18 protein-coding genes are annotated in these 21,648 nt (G+C 56.5%); 9 read left to right on the top strand and 9 right to left on the bottom strand.

The genetic code is table 11. The features are described 5' to 3' along the window. Window positions 1-69: 69 nt before the first annotated feature. Window positions 70-621: a hypothetical protein gene (locus tag B9A24_RS09890; protein ID WP_084445136.1), complete on the bottom strand. Its 552-nt coding sequence runs from the start codon at window positions 619-621 to the stop codon at window positions 70-72. A gap of 58 nt (window positions 622-679) precedes the next feature. Continuing rightward, window positions 680-2,035, bottom strand: a complete 1,356-nt coding sequence (locus B9A24_RS09885; RefSeq protein ID WP_084445134.1) for an APC family permease — start codon at window positions 2,033-2,035, stop codon at window positions 680-682. A 216-nt stretch (window positions 2,036-2,251) separates the two neighbouring features. Between B9A24_RS09885 and B9A24_RS09880 the strand changes: the two genes are divergently transcribed. Both B9A24_RS09880 and B9A24_RS09875 read left to right on the top strand, forming a co-directional pair. After that, on the top strand, window positions 2,252-3,214 hold the full coding sequence (locus B9A24_RS09880) for a cation diffusion facilitator family transporter (RefSeq protein ID WP_234997172.1): 963 nt from the start codon (window positions 2,252-2,254) through the stop codon (window positions 3,212-3,214). 75 nt (window positions 3,215-3,289) lie between these two features. Further along, complete coding sequence (locus B9A24_RS09875; protein ID WP_084445130.1) at window positions 3,290-4,516, top strand: amine oxidase; 1,227 nt, start codon at window positions 3,290-3,292, stop codon at window positions 4,514-4,516. Between the two features lie 22 nt (window positions 4,517-4,538). Here B9A24_RS09875 and B9A24_RS09870 read toward each other — a convergent pair whose 3' ends face one another. Both B9A24_RS09870 and B9A24_RS09865 read right to left on the bottom strand, forming a co-directional pair. Further along, complete coding sequence (locus B9A24_RS09870) at window positions 4,539-5,258, bottom strand: hypothetical protein (RefSeq protein WP_143434883.1); 720 nt, start codon at window positions 5,256-5,258, stop codon at window positions 4,539-4,541. Window positions 5,259-5,360: 102 nt separating this feature from the next. Continuing rightward, a complete protein-coding gene (locus tag B9A24_RS09865) occupies window positions 5,361-6,299 on the bottom strand; it encodes an alpha/beta hydrolase (RefSeq protein ID WP_084445126.1) in 939 nt (312 codons plus the stop codon). Window positions 6,300-6,624: 325 nt separating this feature from the next. Here B9A24_RS09865 and B9A24_RS09860 point away from each other — a divergent pair, with 325 nt between their 5' ends. Both B9A24_RS09860 and B9A24_RS09855 read left to right on the top strand, forming a co-directional pair. Then, window positions 6,625-7,347 (top strand): tetratricopeptide repeat protein, encoded by a 723-nt coding sequence (locus B9A24_RS09860; protein WP_084445123.1) that lies wholly within the window; start codon window positions 6,625-6,627, stop codon window positions 7,345-7,347. Between the two features lie 79 nt (window positions 7,348-7,426). Further along, on the top strand, window positions 7,427-8,158 hold the full coding sequence (locus tag B9A24_RS09855; RefSeq protein ID WP_143434882.1) for a hypothetical protein: 732 nt from the start codon (window positions 7,427-7,429) through the stop codon (window positions 8,156-8,158). Between the two features lie 102 nt (window positions 8,159-8,260). Here B9A24_RS09855 and B9A24_RS09850 read toward each other — a convergent pair whose 3' ends face one another. Next, window positions 8,261-10,720, bottom strand: coding sequence for a M4 family metallopeptidase (locus tag B9A24_RS09850; RefSeq protein ID WP_084445119.1), 2,460 nt, complete (start codon window positions 10,718-10,720; stop codon window positions 8,261-8,263). Between the two features lie 271 nt (window positions 10,721-10,991). Here B9A24_RS09850 and B9A24_RS09845 point away from each other — a divergent pair, with 271 nt between their 5' ends. Further along, window positions 10,992-11,789: an SDR family oxidoreductase gene (locus B9A24_RS09845; RefSeq protein ID WP_084445118.1), complete on the top strand. Its 798-nt coding sequence runs from the start codon at window positions 10,992-10,994 to the stop codon at window positions 11,787-11,789. Window positions 11,790-11,845: 56 nt separating this feature from the next. On the opposite strand, the gene B9A24_RS09840 is transcribed toward B9A24_RS09845, so the two are convergent. Both B9A24_RS09840 and B9A24_RS09835 read right to left on the bottom strand, forming a co-directional pair. Next, window positions 11,846-12,718, bottom strand: coding sequence for an ATP-grasp domain-containing protein (locus B9A24_RS09840; RefSeq protein ID WP_084445116.1), 873 nt, complete (start codon window positions 12,716-12,718; stop codon window positions 11,846-11,848). Between the two features lie 158 nt (window positions 12,719-12,876). Next, window positions 12,877-14,196, bottom strand: a complete 1,320-nt coding sequence (locus tag B9A24_RS09835) for an amidohydrolase (protein WP_084445114.1) — start codon at window positions 14,194-14,196, stop codon at window positions 12,877-12,879. Between the two features lie 100 nt (window positions 14,197-14,296). Here B9A24_RS09835 and B9A24_RS09830 point away from each other — a divergent pair, with 100 nt between their 5' ends. The 4 genes from B9A24_RS09830 to B9A24_RS09815 all read left to right on the top strand — a co-directional run bounded on the left by B9A24_RS09830 (window position 14,297) and on the right by B9A24_RS09815 (window position 19,516). Continuing rightward, on the top strand, window positions 14,297-15,118 hold the full coding sequence (locus B9A24_RS09830) for a WG repeat-containing protein (protein ID WP_159452016.1): 822 nt from the start codon (window positions 14,297-14,299) through the stop codon (window positions 15,116-15,118). A 100-nt stretch (window positions 15,119-15,218) separates the two neighbouring features. Further along, a complete protein-coding gene (locus tag B9A24_RS09825) occupies window positions 15,219-15,923 on the top strand; it encodes an energy transducer TonB (protein ID WP_084445110.1) in 705 nt (234 codons plus the stop codon). Between the two features lie 1,190 nt (window positions 15,924-17,113). After that, complete coding sequence (locus B9A24_RS09820) at window positions 17,114-18,673, top strand: hydroxymethylglutaryl-CoA reductase (RefSeq protein ID WP_084445108.1); 1,560 nt, start codon at window positions 17,114-17,116, stop codon at window positions 18,671-18,673. A gap of 165 nt (window positions 18,674-18,838) precedes the next feature. After that, the gene (locus B9A24_RS09815; protein WP_143434881.1) at window positions 18,839-19,516 is read left to right on the top strand and encodes a hypothetical protein; all 678 of its coding nucleotides are present in this window, start codon (window positions 18,839-18,841) and stop codon (window positions 19,514-19,516) included. 80 nt (window positions 19,517-19,596) lie between these two features. Here B9A24_RS09815 and B9A24_RS09810 read toward each other — a convergent pair whose 3' ends face one another. After that, window positions 19,597-20,121, bottom strand: coding sequence for a hypothetical protein (locus B9A24_RS09810; RefSeq protein WP_084445103.1), 525 nt, complete (start codon window positions 20,119-20,121; stop codon window positions 19,597-19,599). Window positions 20,122-20,186: 65 nt separating this feature from the next. After that, the gene (locus B9A24_RS09805; protein ID WP_084445101.1) at window positions 20,187-21,389 is read right to left on the bottom strand and encodes a homogentisate 1,2-dioxygenase; all 1,203 of its coding nucleotides are present in this window, start codon (window positions 21,387-21,389) and stop codon (window positions 20,187-20,189) included. Between the last annotated feature and the right edge of the window lie 259 nt (window positions 21,390-21,648).

The raw sequence follows: 21,648 nt of genomic DNA, 5'->3' as shown, positions 1-21,648 counted from the left end.
GTAAACCGTAAACCGTAACCGTACGTACGTAGTGTGGGCTTTTTTAGTTATTAGTCAAATAATGTGGCTTTACTTAGCACTAAACTCGTTTAACGCATTCAGTTCGTTTTGAATGATGGTTTCCCATTCCATCTGCTTGTCCGGCAATGTGCCATAGTTGGTTTGCTCATCATAGGCAAGCCGGCGCTTAGCGGCTTCAACTGTTATTTTATCTTCCTCAGCCTTCAACTTTTGGTTGCCGACCATAAGCGAACGAAACGCGTTAGCCCGAACTGTCTGGCGCAACCGCCGGATATACACCTCTTGAATATCGAATAAGGTTTGCTCAAAGCGCAGAAAATTAGCTACGTTGCCCGTAGTATCAATGCTGGAGGCCGAGCACAGCAGCATATTTCGAACTAGCTGATTATTGCCTCGCTTTCCCATAAACTGAGTAGGATGACCATCATAGTCGTACTGGTATTGAGCCTGACCGCCCGTACCAGCCTTGGCAATGATATGAAAGTCGGAGGATTGAAGGCGGCGGGTGGAGCTCCATAGTAACCGGTCGGGCCCGGGTGCTTGCCCGTATGTGGCGGAGGCAACTAATGATAAAGTAAAAAGCAGGATAAAAAACTTCATGTGCGGTAAAGCGTGGCCTAGTCACTAAACAAACCTACTGACGCTTAGTCTCGGCTATTTACTGCTCAAACGGCCATCTTCCTAAGCGCCGGCTCCAGAACAAAAATACGACCACACCTGCCCCAATTACTACCAAGCCGGACAGCATAAATGCCGGCCCGGTACTCCAGAAAATCAGCAGCCAAACAGCTATGGCAATGATAACCGGCAGCGGATACAGCGGCATTCGGAAGGGCAAACCAGTGGTGCCGCGGCGGCGGCGAAGGATGACCAGTCCCACGGCCTGCCCCACGAACTGCACCAGAATACGCATGGCCAGAATGGCCGTAATGACTTCGCCCAGCCGAAACAGCAGGCTAAAGACGAAGCCCACGCCGCCCAGCACCAGCAACGATACGTGCGGAAACTGCTTGGTGGGATGCACTTTGGCGAATACCGGCAGAAACTCCCCATCAGCGGCAGCGGCATACGGGATGCGCGAGTAGCCTAGTAGCACGGCAAACAAGGACGCAAACGCCACCCACAGCACCAGGGCCGTAGCCAGCTTGGCGGCAGTGCTGCCATAAATTGTTTCGACGAAGGTGCTCACTATAAACTCGGAGTGCTGGGCCTGTTGCCAGGGAATAACGGTGCCCACGCTCCAGTTCAGCAGCAGATACAGAGCCGCGATGCCCAGAATACTCAGAAAGATACTGCGCGGAATCACGCGTTCCGGCTCCCGGATTTCGCCCCCCAGATGGCACACGTTGTAGTAGCCCAGGTAGCTATAGATGGTCTTGACGGCCGCCTGCCCCAGCGCTACCGAAAACAGCAGGCCCGGCAGCTCCGAAATGCCCCCCGCCGGCAGCCAGGCCACGGTGTGGTTAGCGTGCGTGAGCCCGCCGAAGATCAGCCAGCCCATGAGGCCCAGCACGCCCAGCCACAGCAGCACGCCCAGCCGGCCAATATCATCAATGCGCCGGTAGAGCAAGGCAATGAGCACCAGCACCACCGCCCCACTCACCAGCTTGGGCTGCCACCACTCGGTGAGGGGCACCAGGTAGCCGAAGTACTGGGCAAAGCCAATGGCCCCCGACGCCACCACCAGTGGGGCCTGCACTAACGTTTGCCACACGTACAAAAACGACATCAGCCGCCCCCACTTAGCCTCGCCATAAGCCAGCTTCAGGAATCGGTAGCTGCCGCCGGCTTCGGGGTAGGCGGCCCCCAGCTCGGCCCACACCATGCCATCGACAACCGCCAAAGCCGCGCCCACCAGCCAGGCCAGCAGAAAATAAGGCCCCATCAGGTGCATGACCAGCGGCAGCACCACGAAGGGACCGATGCCCACCATGTCAATCATGTTTAGGGCCGTGGCCTGCACTAGGCCTAAGTCGCGGCGGAGAGTGGGCGGTGAGGAGTCGAGTTCAGGCATAGGATCGAGTAAAGAAGGCGGGCCGGGAGATAAGCTAACCAGCGCCGTAAAAGTCGGAGAAAAGCGGAATGTTCAGTTAACGGATGAGCTTGCGGCGGTTTTGGGCATCTGGGGGCTTTTTTAAGCGTTGAACAGCCAAGCTAAGGCCCTCCAACGGCCGCAACCGACGTCGTTCGCCCATCGCACCACCAACCTCTGCGCGTAGTCTGCGTAGCTGTGAACTTCTTTGTCTTTCACTTTCCTATGGGCAACAACGCCGAATCGAAAACCGCTATTTACGGGGCCATTGGGGCCAACATCGCTATTGCCATTTCCAAATTCGTGGCGGCCTACTTTACGGGCAGCTCGGCCATGCTGTCGGAAGGCATTCACTCGTTGGTGGATAGCGGCAACGGGGGGCTTATTTTGCTGGGTGTAAATCAGGCCCAGAAGCCCGCCGACGCCCGGCACCCATTCGGGCGCTCCAAGGAGCTGTATTTCTGGGCGCTTATCGTGGCCGTGCTGGTGTTTGCCATTGGCGGTGGTATGTCTTTTTACGAGGGCATTACGCACATTCAGGACCCTTCACCGCTTTCCGACCCTACCTGGAACTACTGGGTACTGGGGTTGGCAATCGTTTTTGAGTTGATATCCTGCTACTTAGCCTTCAAGGCCTTCAACCGTGAGCGGGGCGACGCACCCTTCTGGAGCAGCATTGCCCGCAGCAAAGACCCGGCGGTGTTTGCCATTCTGATCGAGGATCTGGCCGCCTTGCTGGGTTTGGTCATTGCCTTGCTGGGCGTGTATCTTGGCCACCTGCTCGACAACCCTTATTTAGATGGAGCCGCCTCCATTGTGATTGGTATTATGCTGGTGGGAGTGGCTATCTTTCTGATTTACAAAACCAAAGGCTTACTGGTGGGCGAAGGCGTAGACGACGCCACCATCGACACGCTGGAGAAACTGGTGCGTGAGGATGCTGCCGTAGAGCAGATTCGCCGGCCGCTTACCCTACACCTGGGGCCGCGCGACGTGGTATTGGCCCTTGACATTGATTTTCATAATACTCTCTCGGCCGTGGAAGTAGAGCAGGCTATCGAGCGGCTTCAGAACAATATCAAGGCCGAGTATCCCGATTTTAAGCGCATTTTCATTGAGGCCAAATCCATTAGCAACGCCGCTCGTACAGAGCCGGTTTAGAGGCTAGCGACCAGTGGCAGCGGGCTGTCAAAATGCCCCCGGCTGCAAAAGGCTTTGCTCTAGCTTTAGTTACGTATGTACCAATTCCCCAAAAATGCCCCCCAGAACCCTTTCAAGTCGTTCTGGATGGGAGGCTATGAATGTACTGATCAGCTGAACGCTTTCGGGCACCGGGTCGATTTTCTGCACCTGACCGGCCATTTTCAGAAGCTGAATGAAGATTATCAAGCCTTAACCCCATTCGGCATTCGTACGGTGCGCGAGGGAATCCGGTGGAGCCAGGTAGAGCGTACGCCCTATCAGTACGACTGGAGCACGGTGGCTGCCATGCTGACGACCGGGCAGCGCCACGGCGTGCAGCAGGTCTGGGACTTGTGCCATTTCGGCTACCCCGATGATCTGACGCCGCTGCACCCGCTGTTTGCCCGGCGCTTCGCGGCGCTCTGTCGGGCTTTCGTGGCGTTTTACCGCAGCCAACGCCCCGATGACGTGCTCATCGTAACGCCCATCAACGAGGTCAGCTTTATGTCGTGGCTGGGCGGCGACGTGCGCGGCACGTCGCCGTATTGCGTGGGTCAGGGCTGGGAGGTAAAATATGGCTTGATGCGCGCCTATATTGAGGGCGCCGCCGCTTTGCGCGAGGCTGATCCAGGAATTCGTATTCTCACTACGGAGCCGCTCATCAACGTCGTGCCCCGGCCTGTGGCTACCCGGACGGAGCGCAACCGGACTGCTGAGTTTACTATAAACCAGTTCCAGTCGGTGGATATGCTGGCGGGCCGTATGTGTCCGGAACTGGGTGGCTCGCCCGATTTTCTGGATATCCTGGGCTTTAATTTCTACTACGATAACCAGTGGCAGCTGGAGCCCCACGAAACATTGGGCTGGGCCGATGCACCGCCTAATCCGCGTTGGAAGCCACTAAGCGCATTGTTACAGATGGCCTACCAGCGTTATCAGCGCCCGGTAGTGCTCACCGAAACCAGCCATCCGGGTGTCGATCGGCCACTCTGGATGCAACATATCGCGCGGGAATGCGCGGCGGCGCTACGTCAGGGAGTGCCCTTGTGGGGTGTGTGCCTCTACCCTATTATCGACCGGCCCGACTGGGATTTTCAGGACAACTGGCACCAGGCTGGCCTCTGGGACGCGGCCTTAACGCCCAACGGGCCGCCCGAGCGGGTGCTTTATGAGCCGTATGCCGAGGAATTATTGCGGGCACAGGCCCAGATAGCGGAAGCACTGTCCCCTTCTAATCCTAGTCAGCCCCCGCAGCACATGGCGACCTATAACGCTCACTAATTAACTCGCTTCCGCAGGCTGGCTATTGATTTTCTAACAGCCCGCTGATGTGCTGATTAGCAATGCCCGCTATCAGGTTGGCGTCTTTACAGATGAGCTTCCGCTGAATGACAGCCGTGATGGTTTCCAGATCTTCCTGCTGCTTCAGGCGGTCGGTTAAGGCCAGAATGCGGTGCAGCGGATCGGAGCTGGCAGCATAGATGGCGTTCCACATACCCGCAAACGCGCGGCTCTCGGAACCGAGCACCCGGCGCAGATTGAGGAGGTGGATTATCAGGGCCGACATATTGCTCAGTACCTCGCGCTCGGTAGGAGAAAAGACGCGGGGCCGACGGCCGACCACACATAAGTTGCCCAGATTTTCCCCGGCTGCGCCTTTGAGGGAGGTAGCGGCATAAAACCGGAAGTTGAGCGCACGGGTCACGAAGGGATTAGCCAGCTCCAGAGGCTTAGGGGCCATTTCATCGAGTAAAGCAGTTTCACTCTGCCGCACGGCAACGGTGCCGAAATCTTCCTCCCCGCTGGCATCCCAGCCAAATGCTTTATAAGTAGCGGTCAGTTCCTCCGTTTCAGGCGCCCCCAATAATACCAGCACGACCGGCACATCGAACAGGGTTGCTGTCAGGCAAACCAGGTCATCAAACAGACCTTCGGGTAGGGTACGCAGAAGCTTATAGCGGCTTAAGATCCGCATCCGGTTCAACTCCCCAGATGAGGTAAGCAACTGTTCCTTGTTTTTCATCTACCTGCCTTATAGCAATAACGGGGTGTACAGAATTTTAAGAGCGCGAAACCACCCTTTACGTTATTATTTTCGTTTTTAATCGATTTCTGGCTAAAAAATTTACTTATTTCTTAAGTCTGGGGGCAATTTGCTCACCGATTTCTTCCTGTCTGCCTGGCTGGTGCTACCCACAAACGGCAGGAGCTGCCGATAAATTACGTTGTGCTGCCAATACAGCTGCAATACCATCGGAATGTGCTTTTTATCCGGCAATACTGTGAACTGAGGCTGAATTCCCAGCGCCAGCAGCCGCTGCCGGAACTTCTCGCTGCTGCTGGCAATGGAGGGATACGTTTTGCCCCCCACGAAGGTGAGGAAGGGCGGACTGGCCGCCGTGAGGTGATACAGCGCTGACACGGCTTTCCACCCTTCCGGGTCGCGGCCGAAGGCGGTGAGATACTGCTCGTCGCTGGCGTACTGCTTCTTGAGCAGGTAGTCGTACATATCCAGGCCGGCGGGGTCGTCGAGGATAACACCGCGTACGGGGTTCTGGGATAGGCCTAGCCAAGTAAAATAGCGGTTGTCGGTGGCCAGCAGGGCAGCCAGGCCCGCACCAGCCGAATGGCCCATGAGGAAAATATGCTGGGGGTCGCCGCCATATTCGGCAATGTGCTGCCGGGTCCAGCCCACGGCGCGGGCGCAGTCTTCGGCCATAGCGGGCACCTGCACCTGAGGCGAAAGCCGATAGTTGATAACAACCGCCACCACGCCCTGCTTAGCTAGCCGCCGCCCGATGAAGGTGTAGATGTTTTTGCTGCCGCTGTCCCAGTTGCCCCCATGAATAAAGACGACTACCGGCTGACCCGCCACCGCTTTTCGGCGCGGGGCATACACGTCGAGGCGGTGGCGCTCGGTGCTGAAGCCGGGGTCGGTGGCGGACACGTAGGCGATATCCTGTGTGCGGCGGCTGGGGCGGGCTACGGCGTATTCATTGGCTCCAACTATCAATATCAGTAGCACAAGCAGGGCCGGCAGCGCCAGCAAACGAAAAAAAGGCATCGGAAAGGGGAATAAGTAGCGGGCACCTCCGCAATAAAAATGCCCCCTGAGTAGCCCGCATATACTCGTTGCGCTGCCTACTGGTTTGCTCTGGCTTATACGGCCGCGAAAAAGCCCCCCAGCGGCCTCGCCGCTTAGCTGGCAGCAGCTCGCTCCAGCCAGCACCCCGATGTGAGCCGAGGAATGAAGAGCAGAACGACTGCCGTCGACTACACTAGCCCCCACAGACTAACCTTGCGCTGAGGGCGTTATATTTGTACGAAAGCCCGGCTGGTATTTTGGTGCCGGGGGGCAATTTTAAGCGTTTCTATTCCTACCCTACTGCATGAAAAATATTCTGGTGCTGGCAGCCCTGCTGCTGGCTTTTGGAGCCACGCCTGCCTTAGCGCAGCGCAAAAACAAAAAAGAAAAAGCTGCCGCTACTACCTCCATCAGTAAGGCCAACCGCCTGTTGCCGCTGTTTGGCGGCATCACTACGGCTCAGGCCGAACAGGTAGCAGGGCCGAATTTTCTGGCCGATATTGACCGCAACTTCCCCTCGCGCGCCGAGGCCAGCAAGTTCTTCTCGACCAAAGGCTTTGAGTACCTCAGCGAAAACCAGCCTGACACGGCTACGTACCGCTTCAACCTGGCCTGGCTGCTCGACCCAAGAAACGCGGATGCCTATCGGGGTCTGGGCGTGGTAGTTAGCCGCAACCCTACTCCCGACGAATCTATCAGGCTGCTGTCACAGGCTCTGGCGGTGAACCCGGCCGATGGGCTCGTGCTCAGCGATTTAGGCACCAGCTACCTCATTCGCTACGAGCAATCCAAAAAGAAAAAGGACTTGACCACAGGCATGGAGCACCTGCAAAAGGCTGTCACCATTGACCCAAATAATGCAGTGGCCTGGCAGCAGATAGCACGGGGGTATTATTTCCAGGAAGACTACACCAAGGCCTGGGAGGCAGTACACAAAGGCCAGGGACTGAATATGGCCAGCTTCGATTTCGGCTTCATCGGCGAATTATTGGCCAAGCAGCCTGACCCTCAGGGCAAGTTCAAATAAAGCAGAGGCAAGCGACGTTAGGCAACGACTCGGCAGCGGTCCTCGTATGTCGGGGCTACTTTCAACTAAGTCTTCGCCTGTGAAACCTCGTTTGCTTCTACTCAGCTCCTTGCTGTTCTGGTCTTTAGTCGCTTCTTACACGGCCGCCGCTCAGGGACCGGGCCAACGCCGCCGCTATTTCAGCAGCCAGGCCCGGCCCTACTATCGCGGCCCTTTTCGCGTAACGGTGGGCGGAGGCGTAGCCCTCTACACCGGCGACCTGGGAAAATGGGCGCAGAACCTGCCAGGCCCTAGCATCAGCGTGGGTGGCCTGTATCTGCTACGCCCACGCCTGTTGGTAGGCGGCGAGGTGTCCTATTTTCAAATTGGGGCCACCGACCAGTTGCCCGAGCGGAATCTGGCCTTCCGGGGCCGCAACGGCTCACTGACCACTTTTCTGCGCTATGAGTTGTTCGGCGACGAGTCGCAGTTCGCTTCGCCCCGCAGCCCGGCAGCCATCCTTAAGCCTTATGTAAAGGCGGGCCTGGGCCTGGCGATGTATCACCCCAAAACCTACATCGGGAGCGGCCGGCCAGTAAACAACCAGGTATTTTTAGCCCCTGAAAGTACTGGCTACCCGAACATAGCCGTGATTGCGCCCGTGGGCGGCGGCCTCACGTTCCGCCTTTCCCGCGACTTCAGCGCCACCGCTGAGGCCGTCTACAACTTCACCAGCACCGACCTTCTAGACGACGTCAGCCTGCGCGGCAACACCAAAAAGAACGATGGGTACGGCACCGTGGAGCTAAAAATCGAATACTCCATTCGCTAGGCTTGTAGTAGACTTTATAAAAAGCCCCCCGGAATACAAAAGGCCCGTCGTGCGACGGGCCTTTTGTATTCCGGGGGGCTTTTTCAGCCTTTCCCTATAAGCTTATTGCTTTACAAACCGCTGGCGGAAGGTTTTCTGCCCATCGCTGACGCTGAGCATATACATGCCGCTGGCTAAGCGAGCTACGTTCAGCTCACCCTTACTATCGAAGTGCGTACCCTTCACGCTACGACCCTGCATATCAGCTACCTGCACGGATACTACCGAGGCACGGTTAGGCAATGTTACGCGCAGCACATCGGCAGCCGGATTTGGGTACACTTCTACCTGGCTCACCAAATCGGCGCTGCCAAGAGTTGCATTACTGCTCGTGCTGCTCGTGGTTACGGCATTGCTGGTGAGAGCAGCTCCACCGGAAATGCTGACGGTGTAATCCTCCGTTTCGCCGTAGCTATAGGAGTTGCAGCTGGTAGTAGCCGAGGCATCGCTCATCAGCACTCGCATACGCGTGTTGCCGCTCTTGGCCGTGCTGGGCACGGTGAAGGTAGCACTCAACGTACCGCTGCTCGACGAGGAGCCGGAAACAACTGATTCGCCTGAGTCGATGAAGTCGCCATCCTGGTTATAGTCGATATAGACTTTCCAGTATTCGGTGTAAGCCGTGGAAGCGAAACCAGCCGAGAAGGAGATTGTCTGTGAAGTACCAGCGCCTATGCTTGGAGCAGATAAGGCGGTACCATTGTAATAACCGCCATCAGCGCCCGAAGTACGGGCCAGCGTACCCAGCTTTACGTAGTCAATCCATTCATACGCTACGTTCGTGCCTTTGCTCGTGCAGTAGGTAGGCGTGGTAGTACCACCGCCGCTGCTATAAGCAGCACCCACGCCCACGGCGTACCAGGCATTGGTAGTAGCAATCACCTGCGCTGAGCCAGCACCATACAAATCAGTAGCCGACTGGATAGAGTAAGTACGGGCCGCCGCGTAGTTGCTTGAGGCGGTGAGGTACACGCTCTCCGTGCGATAAGCGATTTTGGCCGCCGCGTCGATGCCGATACCGGTTACGCTGAAGCTACTGCCGATGTCGTTGGTACCGCTGCCGCCCACGGCCAACCGATAAAACCAGTGGTTGAGCACGCCGCTGTTGGTGTGTACTCCCCCGTTGTCGCCGCTGGTGGCATACCAATAGGTGCCTTTGTAGGTATCAGGCTGGCTTTCGGCGTTGGGGTTGCTCATCGAGCGCAGCGAAGGCCGCACTTTGTCGATATCCTCGCCGATCAGCCAGGTAGCTTTGTTAGGATCTTTGTAGTACTCCACGGCCGCGCCCCAGATATCGGAGAAGCCTTCGTTGAGCGCCCCCGACTCGTAGGAATACGTGAGGTTGGCGGTGCTGGAGCACACGGCATGGCCGATTTCGTGGGCGGCCACGTCGAGTGAGGTCAACGGGTCGAAGCGGGTGTAGCCGTCGCCGTAGGTCATTACCGAGCCGTTCCAGTAGGCGTTTTCGTAGCCTTTACCGTCGCCGGGCGTGTCGTCGAAGTGAACGTAACTCTTGATTTTGGCCCCCGCGTTGTTGTAGCTGTTGCGGGCGTGCACGTTTTTGAAATAGTCGTAGGTGCTCTGCGCGCCGTAGTGGGCATCGAGAGCGGCGTTGTCGAAGTTGGCGTTGGCGTATTCCGTCCAGCTGTTATCGGCATCAGTAAAGTCGACGGCAGTTGTGTAGCTGTTGCCTTTATTGCAGTTGTAGGTTTCAATGCCGGAGCCGCGGGTCAGCTCGCGCAGGCGGAAGCTGCCGTTGATGCTCTCCGTGGCGCTGGTTTTGGTACCGCTATACCGGGTAGCAAAAGTACCCGTAGCCGCCGCGTGCTTAATAATGGCGTCTTTTGCTACAATGTCGCCCGTTTGGGCATCTACATAAATGTAGGCCCGGCTTACCGGCTGCTGCGAATAGATATTGAACTTCCAGGCCAGCGTAGGCTGCCCGAACTCGGGGCTGCCGGGCTCAGCCTGGGTATTATCTACGATAACCAGTTCGCCCTCGGGCTTGTAGCTGGCGCGCGGGTTATTCTCCTGCTCCTTTAAAGTAGCCTCTTCGCCGGCATCCTCCCACATGTATTTTTTGCCCCCCACGAAGCGCAGGGCCCGTTGCAGGGCCGCCTGCTCGTTTATCGTAGGTGCGGTTTTCACATTCTGCACGCGCTCAAAGTTGCCGCTCATGCTTTCCACCACGCCTTGGCGGGCATGCACCGTATACTCGGCGTGCTCTACTTTGACGCCCTTATAATACTGCGCGAATTTTTCGTGCACGAAGCCCAACGGATCAGCTTCTATCCGGGCGCTTTGCAACTGGTCGTCGGCGGTAAGGTCGAGCTGTTCTGCCAACGCCTTACGGGCTTCACTCATCTGGTAAGTCTTGCCCTCCAGCCGAAACTGAATGAGCGTAGGCATGCCTTTTTCGCCTACTTCTTTGTGCTGCACGCGGGTCAGATCCTGACTTTGTGCGTAAGCGGAAGAGAAACCGCCCAGCAACAGCAGAGCGGCAACAGAGTACTTGTTAACCATTGAAAAAGGGTTTGGGTGATGGAATAGGGATGGAACGCAGCCGACTGCAACCGGCTTATGCCTCAAATTACGATTTTGCCTTTTCTTTTACTACCTAGCATTCCCCTAAAAGTGACGTGGCTACAGAAAGACCAAAAAGTTCTTTTTGAGCCTTATAAGCCCTTTTTCTGGCCATTTGATGGCTGATTCTGCTCGCATTCAGCCTAAAAAACTACTCATTTGTGACTTCTCACCTATTCGCCTTTCCTCCTATAATCTTGCTATAACTAAAATGTTGGCTTCAAATCCTTCTACTTTCACTACCCGCTGGCGTCTTGATGGTCAAGTTGCGCTGGTTACGGGCGCTTCCAAAGGCATTGGCGCGGCGGCCGCCGAAGAGCTGCTGAGCCTCGGTGCTACGGTGGTAGCCGTAGCCCGCAACGCGGATGATCTGAGCAATCAGGTAAGCCTGTGGCGCGACCGAAGCCTCGACGCGCACGCTATATCGGCCGATGTAAGCACGGCCGCCGGGCGGGCAGCACTACTGGCGGAGGTTGGGCAGCGGTGGCCGCGGCTGCATATTCTAGTAAATAACGTGGGCACCAATATCCGCAAGCGCACCGCCGAGTACTCGGCCGAGGAGTATCAGCACATTATGGCCACCAACCTCGAATCGGTGTTCGGGATGTGTCAGGGGGCTTTTCCGCTGTTGCAGGCGGCTGGCCGGACCAGTATCGTGAACGTGTCGTCGGTGGCCGGGCTTACGCATGTGCGCACGGGCTCCATCTACGGCATGACCAAAGCCGCCATTATCCAGCTCACCCGTAACCTGGCCGTGGAGTGGGCCGCGGATGGCATTCGCGTCAACGCCATTGCGCCTTGGTATATCCGCACGCCCCTGGTGGCTGGGGTGCTCAGCGACGAGGAGTTTTTGCAGCAGGTGCTGGCCCGTACTCCCATGAAGCGCATCGGGGAGCCGGAGGAAACTGGAGCCGCGGTGGCGTTTCTGTGTCTGCCCGCTGCCAGCTACATCACCGGCCAATGTATAAGCGTTGACGGGGGCTTTGCGGTAAATGGATTCAGCTTCTAGCCCTAGGTGAAAGCTTGAGGAGTCGTTTGGTTGTAACGCCAAGCTCCAGCTTGGCGTTATACCAGCGCCCGTAAGCCTTCTTCGTAGCGCTGGGGGGCTTTTTCGTCGGAGGTCAGATATAGGAAGGGCTCAATCAGCTCCAGTTCCATGAGCATGAAGTCGCCTTCTACCTCCACTCCATCCACGCGGGCGTAGAGGCAGCCCTGAGCAAAACGGGCCACGATATCGTCGGCGGCGTGGCGTAGGTGAGCGGGCGCCGGGCGGGGCTCAATACCGCCGCCCAGGTGATGCTGCACCCGGAAGTCGCCCGACTTAGGCGTTTTGAGCACGCAGTGGCTGAATTTGCCCCCCAGATAAATCAGTGACCATTCGCCGGCAGTCTGGATCTGGGGCAGGAAAGGCTGGGCCAGAAAATCCTCCTCAGCCAGCAACGTGTCTAAGTCCAACGTGTGGGTTGCCGCATCGGCGGGCCGCAGCGAGAAGGTATTCTTGGCCCCGCCACTGATAGCGGGCTTTACAATCAGCTGCTCCGTTTGCAGCTCCGCAAACAACGCTTCGGGCCGGAAGCGGGAGCCACGGGGCAGCCAGTGCGTGGGCACGATGCGTACGCCAGCCGCCTGCATATCCAGCAGGTACTTTTTATCCGAATTCCAGCGCACCGTGGCTACCGGATTGAGCACGCGCACCTGCAAGCGCTCCAGAGTATCGAGCCAGGCATAAAACTCATCTATCCGGTCGAAATAATCCCAGGGTGACTTCAGCATTACCACCTCGTAGCTGCGCCAATCCACGGATGGGTCCGACCAGATTTCAGCCGTGACCTGGTGGCCGCGGCTCTGCAAATGACTTGTAAGCAGGGCATCTTCCTGCTCAACGCCCGCGCCGGTGTATTTGCCCACGGGCTGGTAGGTTACTAAAGCAATATTCACTATGTTATACTTTTTGTTTTGAGGCCATGCTGAGCGCAGCGCAGCATCTCGCCCGCTTCGTTGGTTTTACTTTGGCAACGTCAGCACGCGAGATGCTTCGGCTCCGCCTCTGCATGACGGTCTAGTAGCTAAATAGCTATTACTGAATAGCTATTTAGCTACTTCTTCATCGTCAGGTAATCCGCGGCCAGCATAGCCAGCGTTTTCACGCCCAGCGTGAAGCCACTCTCATCCAGGCGGAAGCCAGGCGTGTGGTGAGGCGCGGTGGTAGCCGGGTCGGTGCCCTTGCTCATGCCACCTACGAAGACGAATACGCCGGGCACTTTCTCCTGGTAATAAGCAAAGTCCTCGGCGCCGGTTACGGCTTTTTGCAGCACTACTTTGTTGGCCGCGCCGGCCGCCGTGCGCAGGGTGGGCACCATGCGCTCGGTCAGGCGTGGGTCGTTGTAGGTGACGGGCGCGTAGTTCACGATATCAACCTCGGCCGTGGCCCCGGCGCTTTCGGCAATTTTGGTGGCCGTGCGGCGAATGTCAGCCCAGATTTTGGCTTGCATCTCCTTGTTCAGCGTGCGAATGGTGCCGGTCAGCTCCACCTGCTCCGGGATGATATTGTTGCGCACGCCGCCGTGGATCATGCCCACCGTAATAACGGCCGCATCCTCCGTCAACTCGGTCTGGCGGCTGATAATGGTTTGCAGGCCCGTGATAATCTGGGCGCTGGTTACCACTGGGTCCACGCTTAGCCACGGATACGCGCCGTGGGCCGATTTGCCTTTCACTTTAATCGTAAAAACATCGGAGCTGGCCATCATGCCGGCGGGGCGGTACTTGAGGGTACCTACCTCAGTCTGAGCGTTGACGTGAACGCCAAAAATGGCATCCACTTTCGGGTTGTCCAGCACGCCTTCTTTTACCATGAGCTTAGCGCCGCCTTCTTCGCCCGGCAAGGAGCCTTCCTCGGCAGGTTGGAAGATGAATTTCACGGTGCCGGGCAAGTCTTTTTTCACCTGACTCAGCACCTCAGCAGCGCCCAGCAGCATGGCCACGTGCGAATCGTGGCCGCAGGCGTGCATCACGCCTACCTGCTGGCCGTTGTAGGTGGCGGTGGCTTTGGAGCGAAAGGTCAGCTCATTGTTTTCGGTGACGGGCAGGCCATCCATGTCGGCGCGCAGGGCGACCACGGGGCCGGGCTTACCGCCGCGCAAAATGCCTACCACGCCAGTGCGGGCCACGCCAGTCTGCACCTCCAGGCCCAGCTTTTTGAGGTGAGCGGCCACGATGCCGGCCGTGCGCGTCTCCTGGTTGCCCAACTCCGCGTGCTCGTGGAAGTCGCGGCGCCAGGCTATTACCTGGGCTTCCTGCTGCTGGGCCAGTTTGGCGATGCGGGCGTCGAGGGCAGCATTCTGGGCCGAAGCGGGTGCTGCGGCGAAGCCAGCAAACAGTACGGCCGCCGTCAGGGCCGGATAAATAGATTTCATACCGAAAGGTGTTGGCGAAAGAATGGGCCTACAAGGTACAATGCGAACGCAACACCAGGCAAAGTACCGTACTTCCTGTATCCTTATCTTTGCGCGGCTGATGCCTGCCTTCTCCCCTCTTCGGCTTCTGAAAATCACTCGCCTGTCGGCGCGCCGCGGCTTGCTGGTACTGGCGTGGCTCCTCCTGCTGGCCCCCGCCCTGGCCCAAATGCCCCCCAGCCGCCTCGTGCCCTTTCGCCGCGGCAGCCTCTGGGGCTACGCCGACCAGCACCACCGCCTCGTGCTGCCCCTGCGCTACGACGATGCCGGCCCCTTCATCGACGACATTGCCTGGGTGCGCCGGGGGGCAAATTTTGGCTATATCACCCCCGACGGCTCCCCGCTCACGCCCCCGCACTTCACCCGCGCCACCAACTTCCACCACGGCCGCGCCACCGTGGAGCTACAGGGCGAAACCTACCAGATAGACCGCGCCGGCAACCACCTCACCGCCCCGCCCGACTCCACCGCCGAAACCGACTTCCTGGAGCAAGGCGATCTGGTGCGCCGCAACGGCAAAGTCGGCTTTCGCTTCAGCGTGGGTCATGCCGTAGTGCCCGCCGAGTACGACGAAATCCGGGACAGCTACAATGGCCTGCTGCTGGTGCGCCGGGGGGCAAAGTGGGGCGTCATCAACCAGAAAGGCCAACTGGTGTTACCCCTGGAATACGACGCCATCCGGGCCACGCCCGCCAACGGCTACGCCTTCCCCATCATTGAGCAAACCGGCCGCTTCGGCTACCTCGCCCCCACCGGCAAGCTGCTGGTGAAACCTCAGTACCGCGAGGCCCAACCCTTCGTAGCCGGCACCGCGCGCGTGCTCACCGAGAGCGGGCAGGCGGGGTATATTGACACGCGGGGGCGGGAGTTTTTTGAGGAGTGAAATCTTTGCCACAGCGCAGCCGAGCGACTGTGGGGGGCTTTTATCATTTCTTCTACTATCTTACTGAGCAAGTCTTCAAAGCAATAAGGCTCTTTTCGTAATGCTCAGCCTGCCTATTTTCAACGTCCGAATTCAGCCCTGCTCGGTAGGCGAGCAGCACTTGACGCCCCAGGCGCAAGGTCACTACTGTGCCCTCTGCGACCGGCTCGTACAAGACTTCACCAACAGTACCCAAACCGAGTTAGAGCAAGCACGAGCCACTTCCCCGGATGGCCGGGTGTGCAGCCAGTTTTTGCTGGCACAACTGGTGCCTGCGGTGCGGTTGCGGCCCAAGCTGCGGCGGTTTCTGGTGGCACTGGTGCTGGTGTGTGGGCTGGGTTTGACGAGGCAGGAGGCATTAGGGCAGGAAATTGTTGTTATCAGCTGCCCCGATGGACCAAAAATCGAGGTATCTATAAATCCCCTATTCATTTCGGCTAGCCCTGTTGATGTGTTGCCTCAATACCCAAAGGTAGCTTGGTCTGACATTCCACTGTGGCTGTCCAAGCAGGCACGCTACTATAATCTGAAGGATTCCGGCACACTAAAACCTGTAGTAATGGAATTTATTATAGACCAAGCTGGCCATGTTGTCAAACCGAATGTTACAGGGTATCCGGGTGTAGTACTCTATGCTGAGTCATTACGATTGGTTAACTCTTTGGGTAAGTTCAAACCGGGTAGAATAGGCAATCAGCCTGTCGACACAAAAGTCAATTTGATACTACAATTCAAGGTGCCCCCACTTACTCAACAAACCAACTAATAAACCTTCAACCCCCCACTGGCGCGAGTTTAGCGCAGCGCAACTCGTGACTAATCTTGGTGTGGAGGTTGCACCTCCACTGTCGCGCCAGCGGCAAGCTGTGAGCGCGCCGCCTAGATAATCCGGGCAGCGTTTTTCTAGCGGATGAGGCGCAGCCTCATAAAATAATAGGCACGAGTTACGCTGCGCTAAACTCGCGCCAGTAGGGCTGACAGAGTTACAGGTTATGGGGACGCCACACTAGCTTTTATATCAGATATTTTAACGGATGGTAACCTTAATGGAGAGGCTGTTCAATTTACTAAGGCCGATAAGTTATGGGAGCTATTGATGACAAATATAAAGGCAGAAATATTTGATAAGCAACCAGAGATTCCCGGCAAACCTAGAATTATTGTTAGTGTTAACCCACCAATAACTAATCGTCCCAAATGGGATAAAATACAACAAGCATTAAAGAATGGGCAATCTTTATCGACCGTAGATTGTAACTAATTGAAGGCGCTGGCAGTGTTGGTATAACTTCCTATGCTTGCATATTGTCAATCTACCTTTGTTTTTTAAGGTAGGACTGTTGTCTATTTCGAGCAGGACCTCAGTTTGGGGTACCACGTTTAACCTTGGATAGTTAACAAGTCCATATGAAGAAATTTATAAAAGCACTAGTGTCCGTAGCGGCGGCTTTATTAGTATCCTCTATACTTATAGGTCTTTTAAGCCCTGATGATTCTTATCCAACTGCATTGTTCGTTTTTTTACGGTACTAGTGTATGGCGGTTTATTCTATATTTTATTCATGTTACTTCATTATATTATTTTTCACTACTCCAACGGAGGTAGTTGGCAGCTATCGGTAGGAGTAGGGTTTGTTTTGGCCGCTGCCATTTTTCTAATTTTTGTGAGTCCCTCCAAGCACATTCTAAATCTTTATCCGCTACTGAGTAGGTCTAAATACCTTGACGTGATAAACTTCGGTATTGGAGGTGGCGTGTATGGCTGGCTGTACTATAGCTGGGTAGCAAAAGGGCCTAAAACAAAGGTGCATTAGATAACAGAAAAGAAATGAGTGATCTATACGGCAGAAATTGTCACAGCTTATAGTGGTGGCAATTTCTGCTATCTCATGCGTTTCCTTTCCAAAAAATTCGCACCTTATAAGCCAATAGTTCTAACCCCACCTCCTCCGGCTTATGATCTTTACGCCCAGTCCTATGCTGCTCAAGCTGCTCTATACGCGTGGCAGCCTGCGCAACACGCCCAACGGCGTGGCCTTCAGCATCAAGAACCGCCTCGACACGGTGCGCTTCACCCGCCTCGACTACGTGCAGATTAATGAAGAGCATATCACCCCCGAGCACATAGCCCTAGACCTGGGCGACGGCGACATTCGCCCCGCCCCCGATGTGCTGAGCCGCACGCCCGGCGGCCTGGAGTTTCTGGTGGGCCACAGCATTACGTTTTACCTGACTACTGCTGCCCTGACCGAGGGTATTCACGGCGTGCAGGTGCAGTTTGCGGCCGAGCCCTTCGGCGACCTGCATGTGGAAGTAGAGGACAGCATTGTAAATCAGTCGACGAACCGCACGCGCATTCCGCGCCAGGACGCCGACGACTACTCGGAGGCGGCCATTCAGGAGCGGCAGCGCTTCGCTGAGCAGTACACCGAGCAAGAGTTTAAGCACCTCAAGCACTACTCCTTCGACCCCCACATGCTCCAGGGCAACTGCGAGCATTTCGTGGGCGTGGCTCAGATTCCGGTGGGCCTGGCCGGCCCGCTGACCGTACACGGCGAGCACGCCCAGGGCGACTTTCTCATTCCGATGGCCACCACCGAAGGTACGCTGGTAGCCAGCTACAACCGCGGTATGCAGGTGCTCAACCTATGCGGAGGCGTAAAATGCACCGTCATCGGCGACGCCATGCAGCGAGCGCCCGTGTTCGTATTCGACGACGCCCGCGGTGCGCGCGACTTTAGTAAGTGGGTGGAGGCCGAAATCGATGCCATTCGTCAGGAAGCCGAAAGCACCTCGCGGATAGCCAAACTCCAGTACATCGATACGTATCTGGCTACCAAGTTTGCCTACCTGCGCTTCAACTACAGCACCGGCGACGCGGCCGGGCAGAACATGGTGGGCCGCGCCACTTTCGCCGCCTGCTCCTGGATTCTGGAGAACTACAAAGGCCCCGCCATTCGCCACTTCTACCTCGAATCTAACTTCGCCACCGACAAAAAAGCCTCCCAGATCAACGTGATGCGAACCCGAGGCAAGCGCGTAGTAGCCGAGGCCGTCATCAAGCGCGACATCTTGCATCAGCGCATGCGCGTGACGCCCGAGCAGCTCGCTTACCACGGTCAAGTGAGCAACGTGGGGGCCTTTATTTCCGGGGCCAACAACAACGGCGCGCACTCGGCCAACGGTATTACCGCCATGTTTATCGCCACTGGTCAGGATGTGGCCAATGTGTCGGAGTCGTCGGCGGGAGTGCTATATACGGAGGTAACCAAGGAGGGCGACTTATACATGAATATTACCATTCCTTCCCTCATCGTGGCGACCCACGGCGGCGGCACGGGCCTGGCCACCCAGAACGAGTGCCTGCGGATGCTGGGCTGCGTGGGCCGGGGCACGGTGAATAAGTTTGCCGAAATAGTAGCTGGGGTGGTGCTGGCCGGCGAGCTGAGTCTGGGCGCGGCTATATCGAGTAGCGACTGGGTAAGCAGCCATGAGCAGTACGGGCGCAACCGGTAGGTGACTATCAATAGCTTTAACCAAGGATTTTAACAGCACCTCTACTATATGAAAATCTCTACTATTACTTGCTTAGGACTTAGCATAGTCCTGACAATGGGACTATCTCCGTTCAGCTTGGCCCAAGGAACAGTAAACATGGATTATTCCCGCCATGAAACTTCCATGTCTCAGATGCGGCAGGAAACCTTTCAGATAGCGGTTAGGTCGGGTCAGCAGCAGCGCATGTTGGAGGAGCTTCGAGCCGCCTCACCTTTGACGTACTATGATAGTGATTGGCGGCTTGGCACCATAAAGTTGGCTAATGGTCAGGAATTGAAGGCTGAGATGCGCTACAATTTGATGGCCCGTGCGCTGGAAATGCACCGCCCAGGGCCTCCCGCCCGGCCCGATACTGTATTATTACTTCCTCAGTTTCAGGCCGCACAGTTCAGCACTGCCTTGCCCTCCGTCTACCGCGAGTTTGTGGCGCACCCCTATAAGTCGGAGCAGTCGAAACGCGACTATAATTTATTTGAAAAGCTAACTACTGCTTCCGGACCGGTGCAGCTCTTGTTGTTGCACGAGGTAGTGTTGCAAAGCAGCGCTACCGCAAGCATCACACCCGGTGGCACAGGTAAGCCGGCTAATCAGAGTATACAACGAGTAAGTCGATTGTACGCCCACGTGCCCAAGCGACCAATAGCGCAGGAAACAGGCTTGAACAAGAGTGCCATCTTGAAGCTATTTGGCGACGATGCCAACCGGATGGCCGCGTACGCCACTGCCCACAACCTCTCGTTTACCGACCTGGGCCATGTAGTGCAGCTTGTAGACGAATACAACAAGACAGTGCAGCCCTAAAGCGACATTATAGTAATTAAAAAAGCCCCCCACGAACGCTCGTGGGGGGCTTTTTTAGTATCCAGAAATTGAGTGACGATTTACAGCGGATCGGCCGTTACCTTGAAGCGCGAGTCGGCGCGCATGGTGATATCCTGGGAGACGGCGCGCTTGACGCGGGCTTCGGTAGTGAGCGTGTAGCTGGAAGCCTTGAGGTATTTATCCAGCTTGGCACCGCTGGGCTTCAGCTCAATTACCTTCTGGCCCGTCGGCACCGAACTCAGCGAGGCTAGTGCCACCCGGTCGCTCTGCTCAGTGCTGATATAGAGCGTAACGCTTTCCAGAAAGTCGAAATTCTCGTTGTTGGGGTCGGTAATAGTGAGCGTCAGCTTGTTCAAGCTCACGTCTTTCACCAAATCGGCGCGGGTGTCTTCATTCTTGAACTTCTCCTCCGAGCGGGTGGTCACGGCTACGGGCGCGATGGGTATGAGCCCCACCACGGAGTTGCCGGCCACGCGAATATTCTGCGTGTCTTCGATGTAGAAGGTGAGTAATTGGTCAATTTTCTTGCAGCCAATGGCTACCAGCAAGAAAGCGAGTGGAACTAGAAACAGTATTTTTTTCATGTGATTAGCTTTTGGCGCTTTTCCGCAACAATTCAGCCAATCGATTTGAGCCCGGAAAATTTCATTTAATCCATCATATCCGCCGCGCGGGGCGCTTCGTGCTTAAAATCCGGATTCCAGCTCATCGGGTATTTATCGTCCACGTATTGCAGCGCCGTCTCGGTGAGATAGAGGGGCCGGAAGGTGTCCACCATCACGGCCAGCTCGTGGGTTTCCTTTTTGCCGATGCTGGCTTCCACCGTGCCGGGGTGCGGGCCGTGGGGCAGCCCGCTGGGGTGCACCGTAAACGACGCCAGATCAACGCCTTTGCGCGACATAAAATTACCGGCCACGTAGTACAGCACCTCGTCGGAGTCCACGTTGGAATGGTTGTAGGGCGCCGGAATGCTCAGCGGGTGATAATCGAAGAGGCGCGGCACGAAGGAGCAGATGACGAAGTTGTGGGCCTCGAACGTCTGATGCACGGGCGGGGGCTGATGAATGCGGCCCGTAATAGGCTCAAAATCATGGATAGAAAAGGCGTAGGGAAAGAAATAGCCGTCCCAACCGACCACATCGAAAGGCGAATGGGCGTAAGTGAGCTGATGCAGGTAGCCTTCTTTCTTGACCTGCACGCGGTATTCGCCGGGCTCGTCTTCAATGATTAACTCGCTCGGGGCGCGCATATCCCGCTCGCAATAAGGCGAATGCTCCAGCAGCTGCCCAAAGTGGTTGCGGTAGCGCCGGCACGTCTCAATGGGGCTGAACGACTCGATAATAAGCAGGCGCACCGGCCCTTCCTCGAAGTGAAACTGGTGAATAATGGTGCGCGGCACTACCACGTAGTCGCCGGGCTCAAAGCTGACTTTGCCTAGCTGGCTCCACAGCTCGCCCCGGCCCTCGTGCACAAAAATCACCTCGTCGGCCAGCGCGTTTTTGTAGTAATACCGCATCCGCCGCTCCGTCGGGTTACAGATGCTGAGCATCACATCGGCATTGCCCATGAGCGTCTGACGGGCCTGCAGGTAGTCACCGCCGGTGGTGGTCTGGGCCAAGGTCCGCAGGTGGCTGGGCTGCAAAGCTCTATCCTTCAACAGTTTTTCGCCGTAGGGCACCGGCTCACCTACCTCTTTTATCTGGGTAGGCGGATGAATGTGGTAGAGCAAAGATGAGACGCCGTGGAAGCCCAGCGTACCCACGAGTTGCTCGGCGTAAAGCGAGCCGTCGGGCTGCCGGAACTGGGTGTGGCGCTTGCGCGGAATCTGGCCGAGGCGGTGGTAGTAAGCCATAAGATAAGTAGACAAAGCAAGGCTAGCATTGCTCAAAAATACGAGCTGGAAGGTCGGCAAATTCCCCTAGAAACGCTACGCGCTAAGTTCGCCTCGCGCCAACGCCTTACCTTTGCGGGCGCGTACCGCCCTTTGTATCTACTTCATTCATAAGCTGCTGCTCACCAACTTTTTATTGGAGCCGGAGCTTGTAGTAAAAATACCCTCTAGTTGTGATTAATGCTTTGCTTTCGCCTAAATGGATTGGCCAACTTGCTTT

Source organism: Hymenobacter roseosalivarius DSM 11622, from assembly GCF_900176135.1.
Taxonomy (GTDB): domain Bacteria; phylum Bacteroidota; class Bacteroidia; order Cytophagales; family Hymenobacteraceae; genus Hymenobacter; species Hymenobacter roseosalivarius.
The sequence above is the reverse complement of the archived record's forward strand: the minus strand, read 5'-3'. Positions and strand labels throughout refer to the sequence as shown.

What these genes read in the sequence shown, in the direction of transcription:
- B9A24_RS09890 (WP_084445136.1), bottom strand. Translation starts at nt 621, where the DNA reads ATGAAGTTTTTTATCCTGCTTTTTACTTTATCATTAGTTGCCTCCGCC.
- B9A24_RS09885 (WP_084445134.1), bottom strand. Translation starts at nt 2,035, where the DNA reads ATGCCTGAACTCGACTCCTCACCGCCCACTCTCCGCCGCGACTTAGGC.
- B9A24_RS09875 (WP_084445130.1), top strand. Translation starts at nt 3,290, where the DNA reads ATGTACCAATTCCCCAAAAATGCCCCCCAGAACCCTTTCAAGTCGTTC.
- B9A24_RS09870 (WP_143434883.1), bottom strand. Translation starts at nt 5,258, where the DNA reads ATGAAAAACAAGGAACAGTTGCTTACCTCATCTGGGGAGTTGAACCGG.
- B9A24_RS09865 (WP_084445126.1), bottom strand. Translation starts at nt 6,299, where the DNA reads ATGCCTTTTTTTCGTTTGCTGGCGCTGCCGGCCCTGCTTGTGCTACTG.
- B9A24_RS09860 (WP_084445123.1), top strand. Translation starts at nt 6,625, where the DNA reads ATGAAAAATATTCTGGTGCTGGCAGCCCTGCTGCTGGCTTTTGGAGCC.
- B9A24_RS09850 (WP_084445119.1), bottom strand. Translation starts at nt 10,720, where the DNA reads ATGGTTAACAAGTACTCTGTTGCCGCTCTGCTGTTGCTGGGCGGTTTC.
- B9A24_RS09845 (WP_084445118.1), top strand. Translation starts at nt 10,992, where the DNA reads ATGTTGGCTTCAAATCCTTCTACTTTCACTACCCGCTGGCGTCTTGAT.
- B9A24_RS09835 (WP_084445114.1), bottom strand. Translation starts at nt 14,196, where the DNA reads ATGAAATCTATTTATCCGGCCCTGACGGCGGCCGTACTGTTTGCTGGC.
- B9A24_RS09830 (WP_159452016.1), top strand. Translation starts at nt 14,297, where the DNA reads ATGCCTGCCTTCTCCCCTCTTCGGCTTCTGAAAATCACTCGCCTGTCG.
- B9A24_RS09825 (WP_084445110.1), top strand. Translation starts at nt 15,219, where the DNA reads ATGCTCAGCCTGCCTATTTTCAACGTCCGAATTCAGCCCTGCTCGGTA.
- B9A24_RS09820 (WP_084445108.1), top strand. Translation starts at nt 17,114, where the DNA reads ATGATCTTTACGCCCAGTCCTATGCTGCTCAAGCTGCTCTATACGCGT.
- B9A24_RS09815 (WP_143434881.1), top strand. Translation starts at nt 18,839, where the DNA reads ATGTCTCAGATGCGGCAGGAAACCTTTCAGATAGCGGTTAGGTCGGGT.
- B9A24_RS09810 (WP_084445103.1), bottom strand. Translation starts at nt 20,121, where the DNA reads ATGAAAAAAATACTGTTTCTAGTTCCACTCGCTTTCTTGCTGGTAGCC.
- B9A24_RS09805 (WP_084445101.1), bottom strand. Translation starts at nt 21,389, where the DNA reads ATGGCTTACTACCACCGCCTCGGCCAGATTCCGCGCAAGCGCCACACC.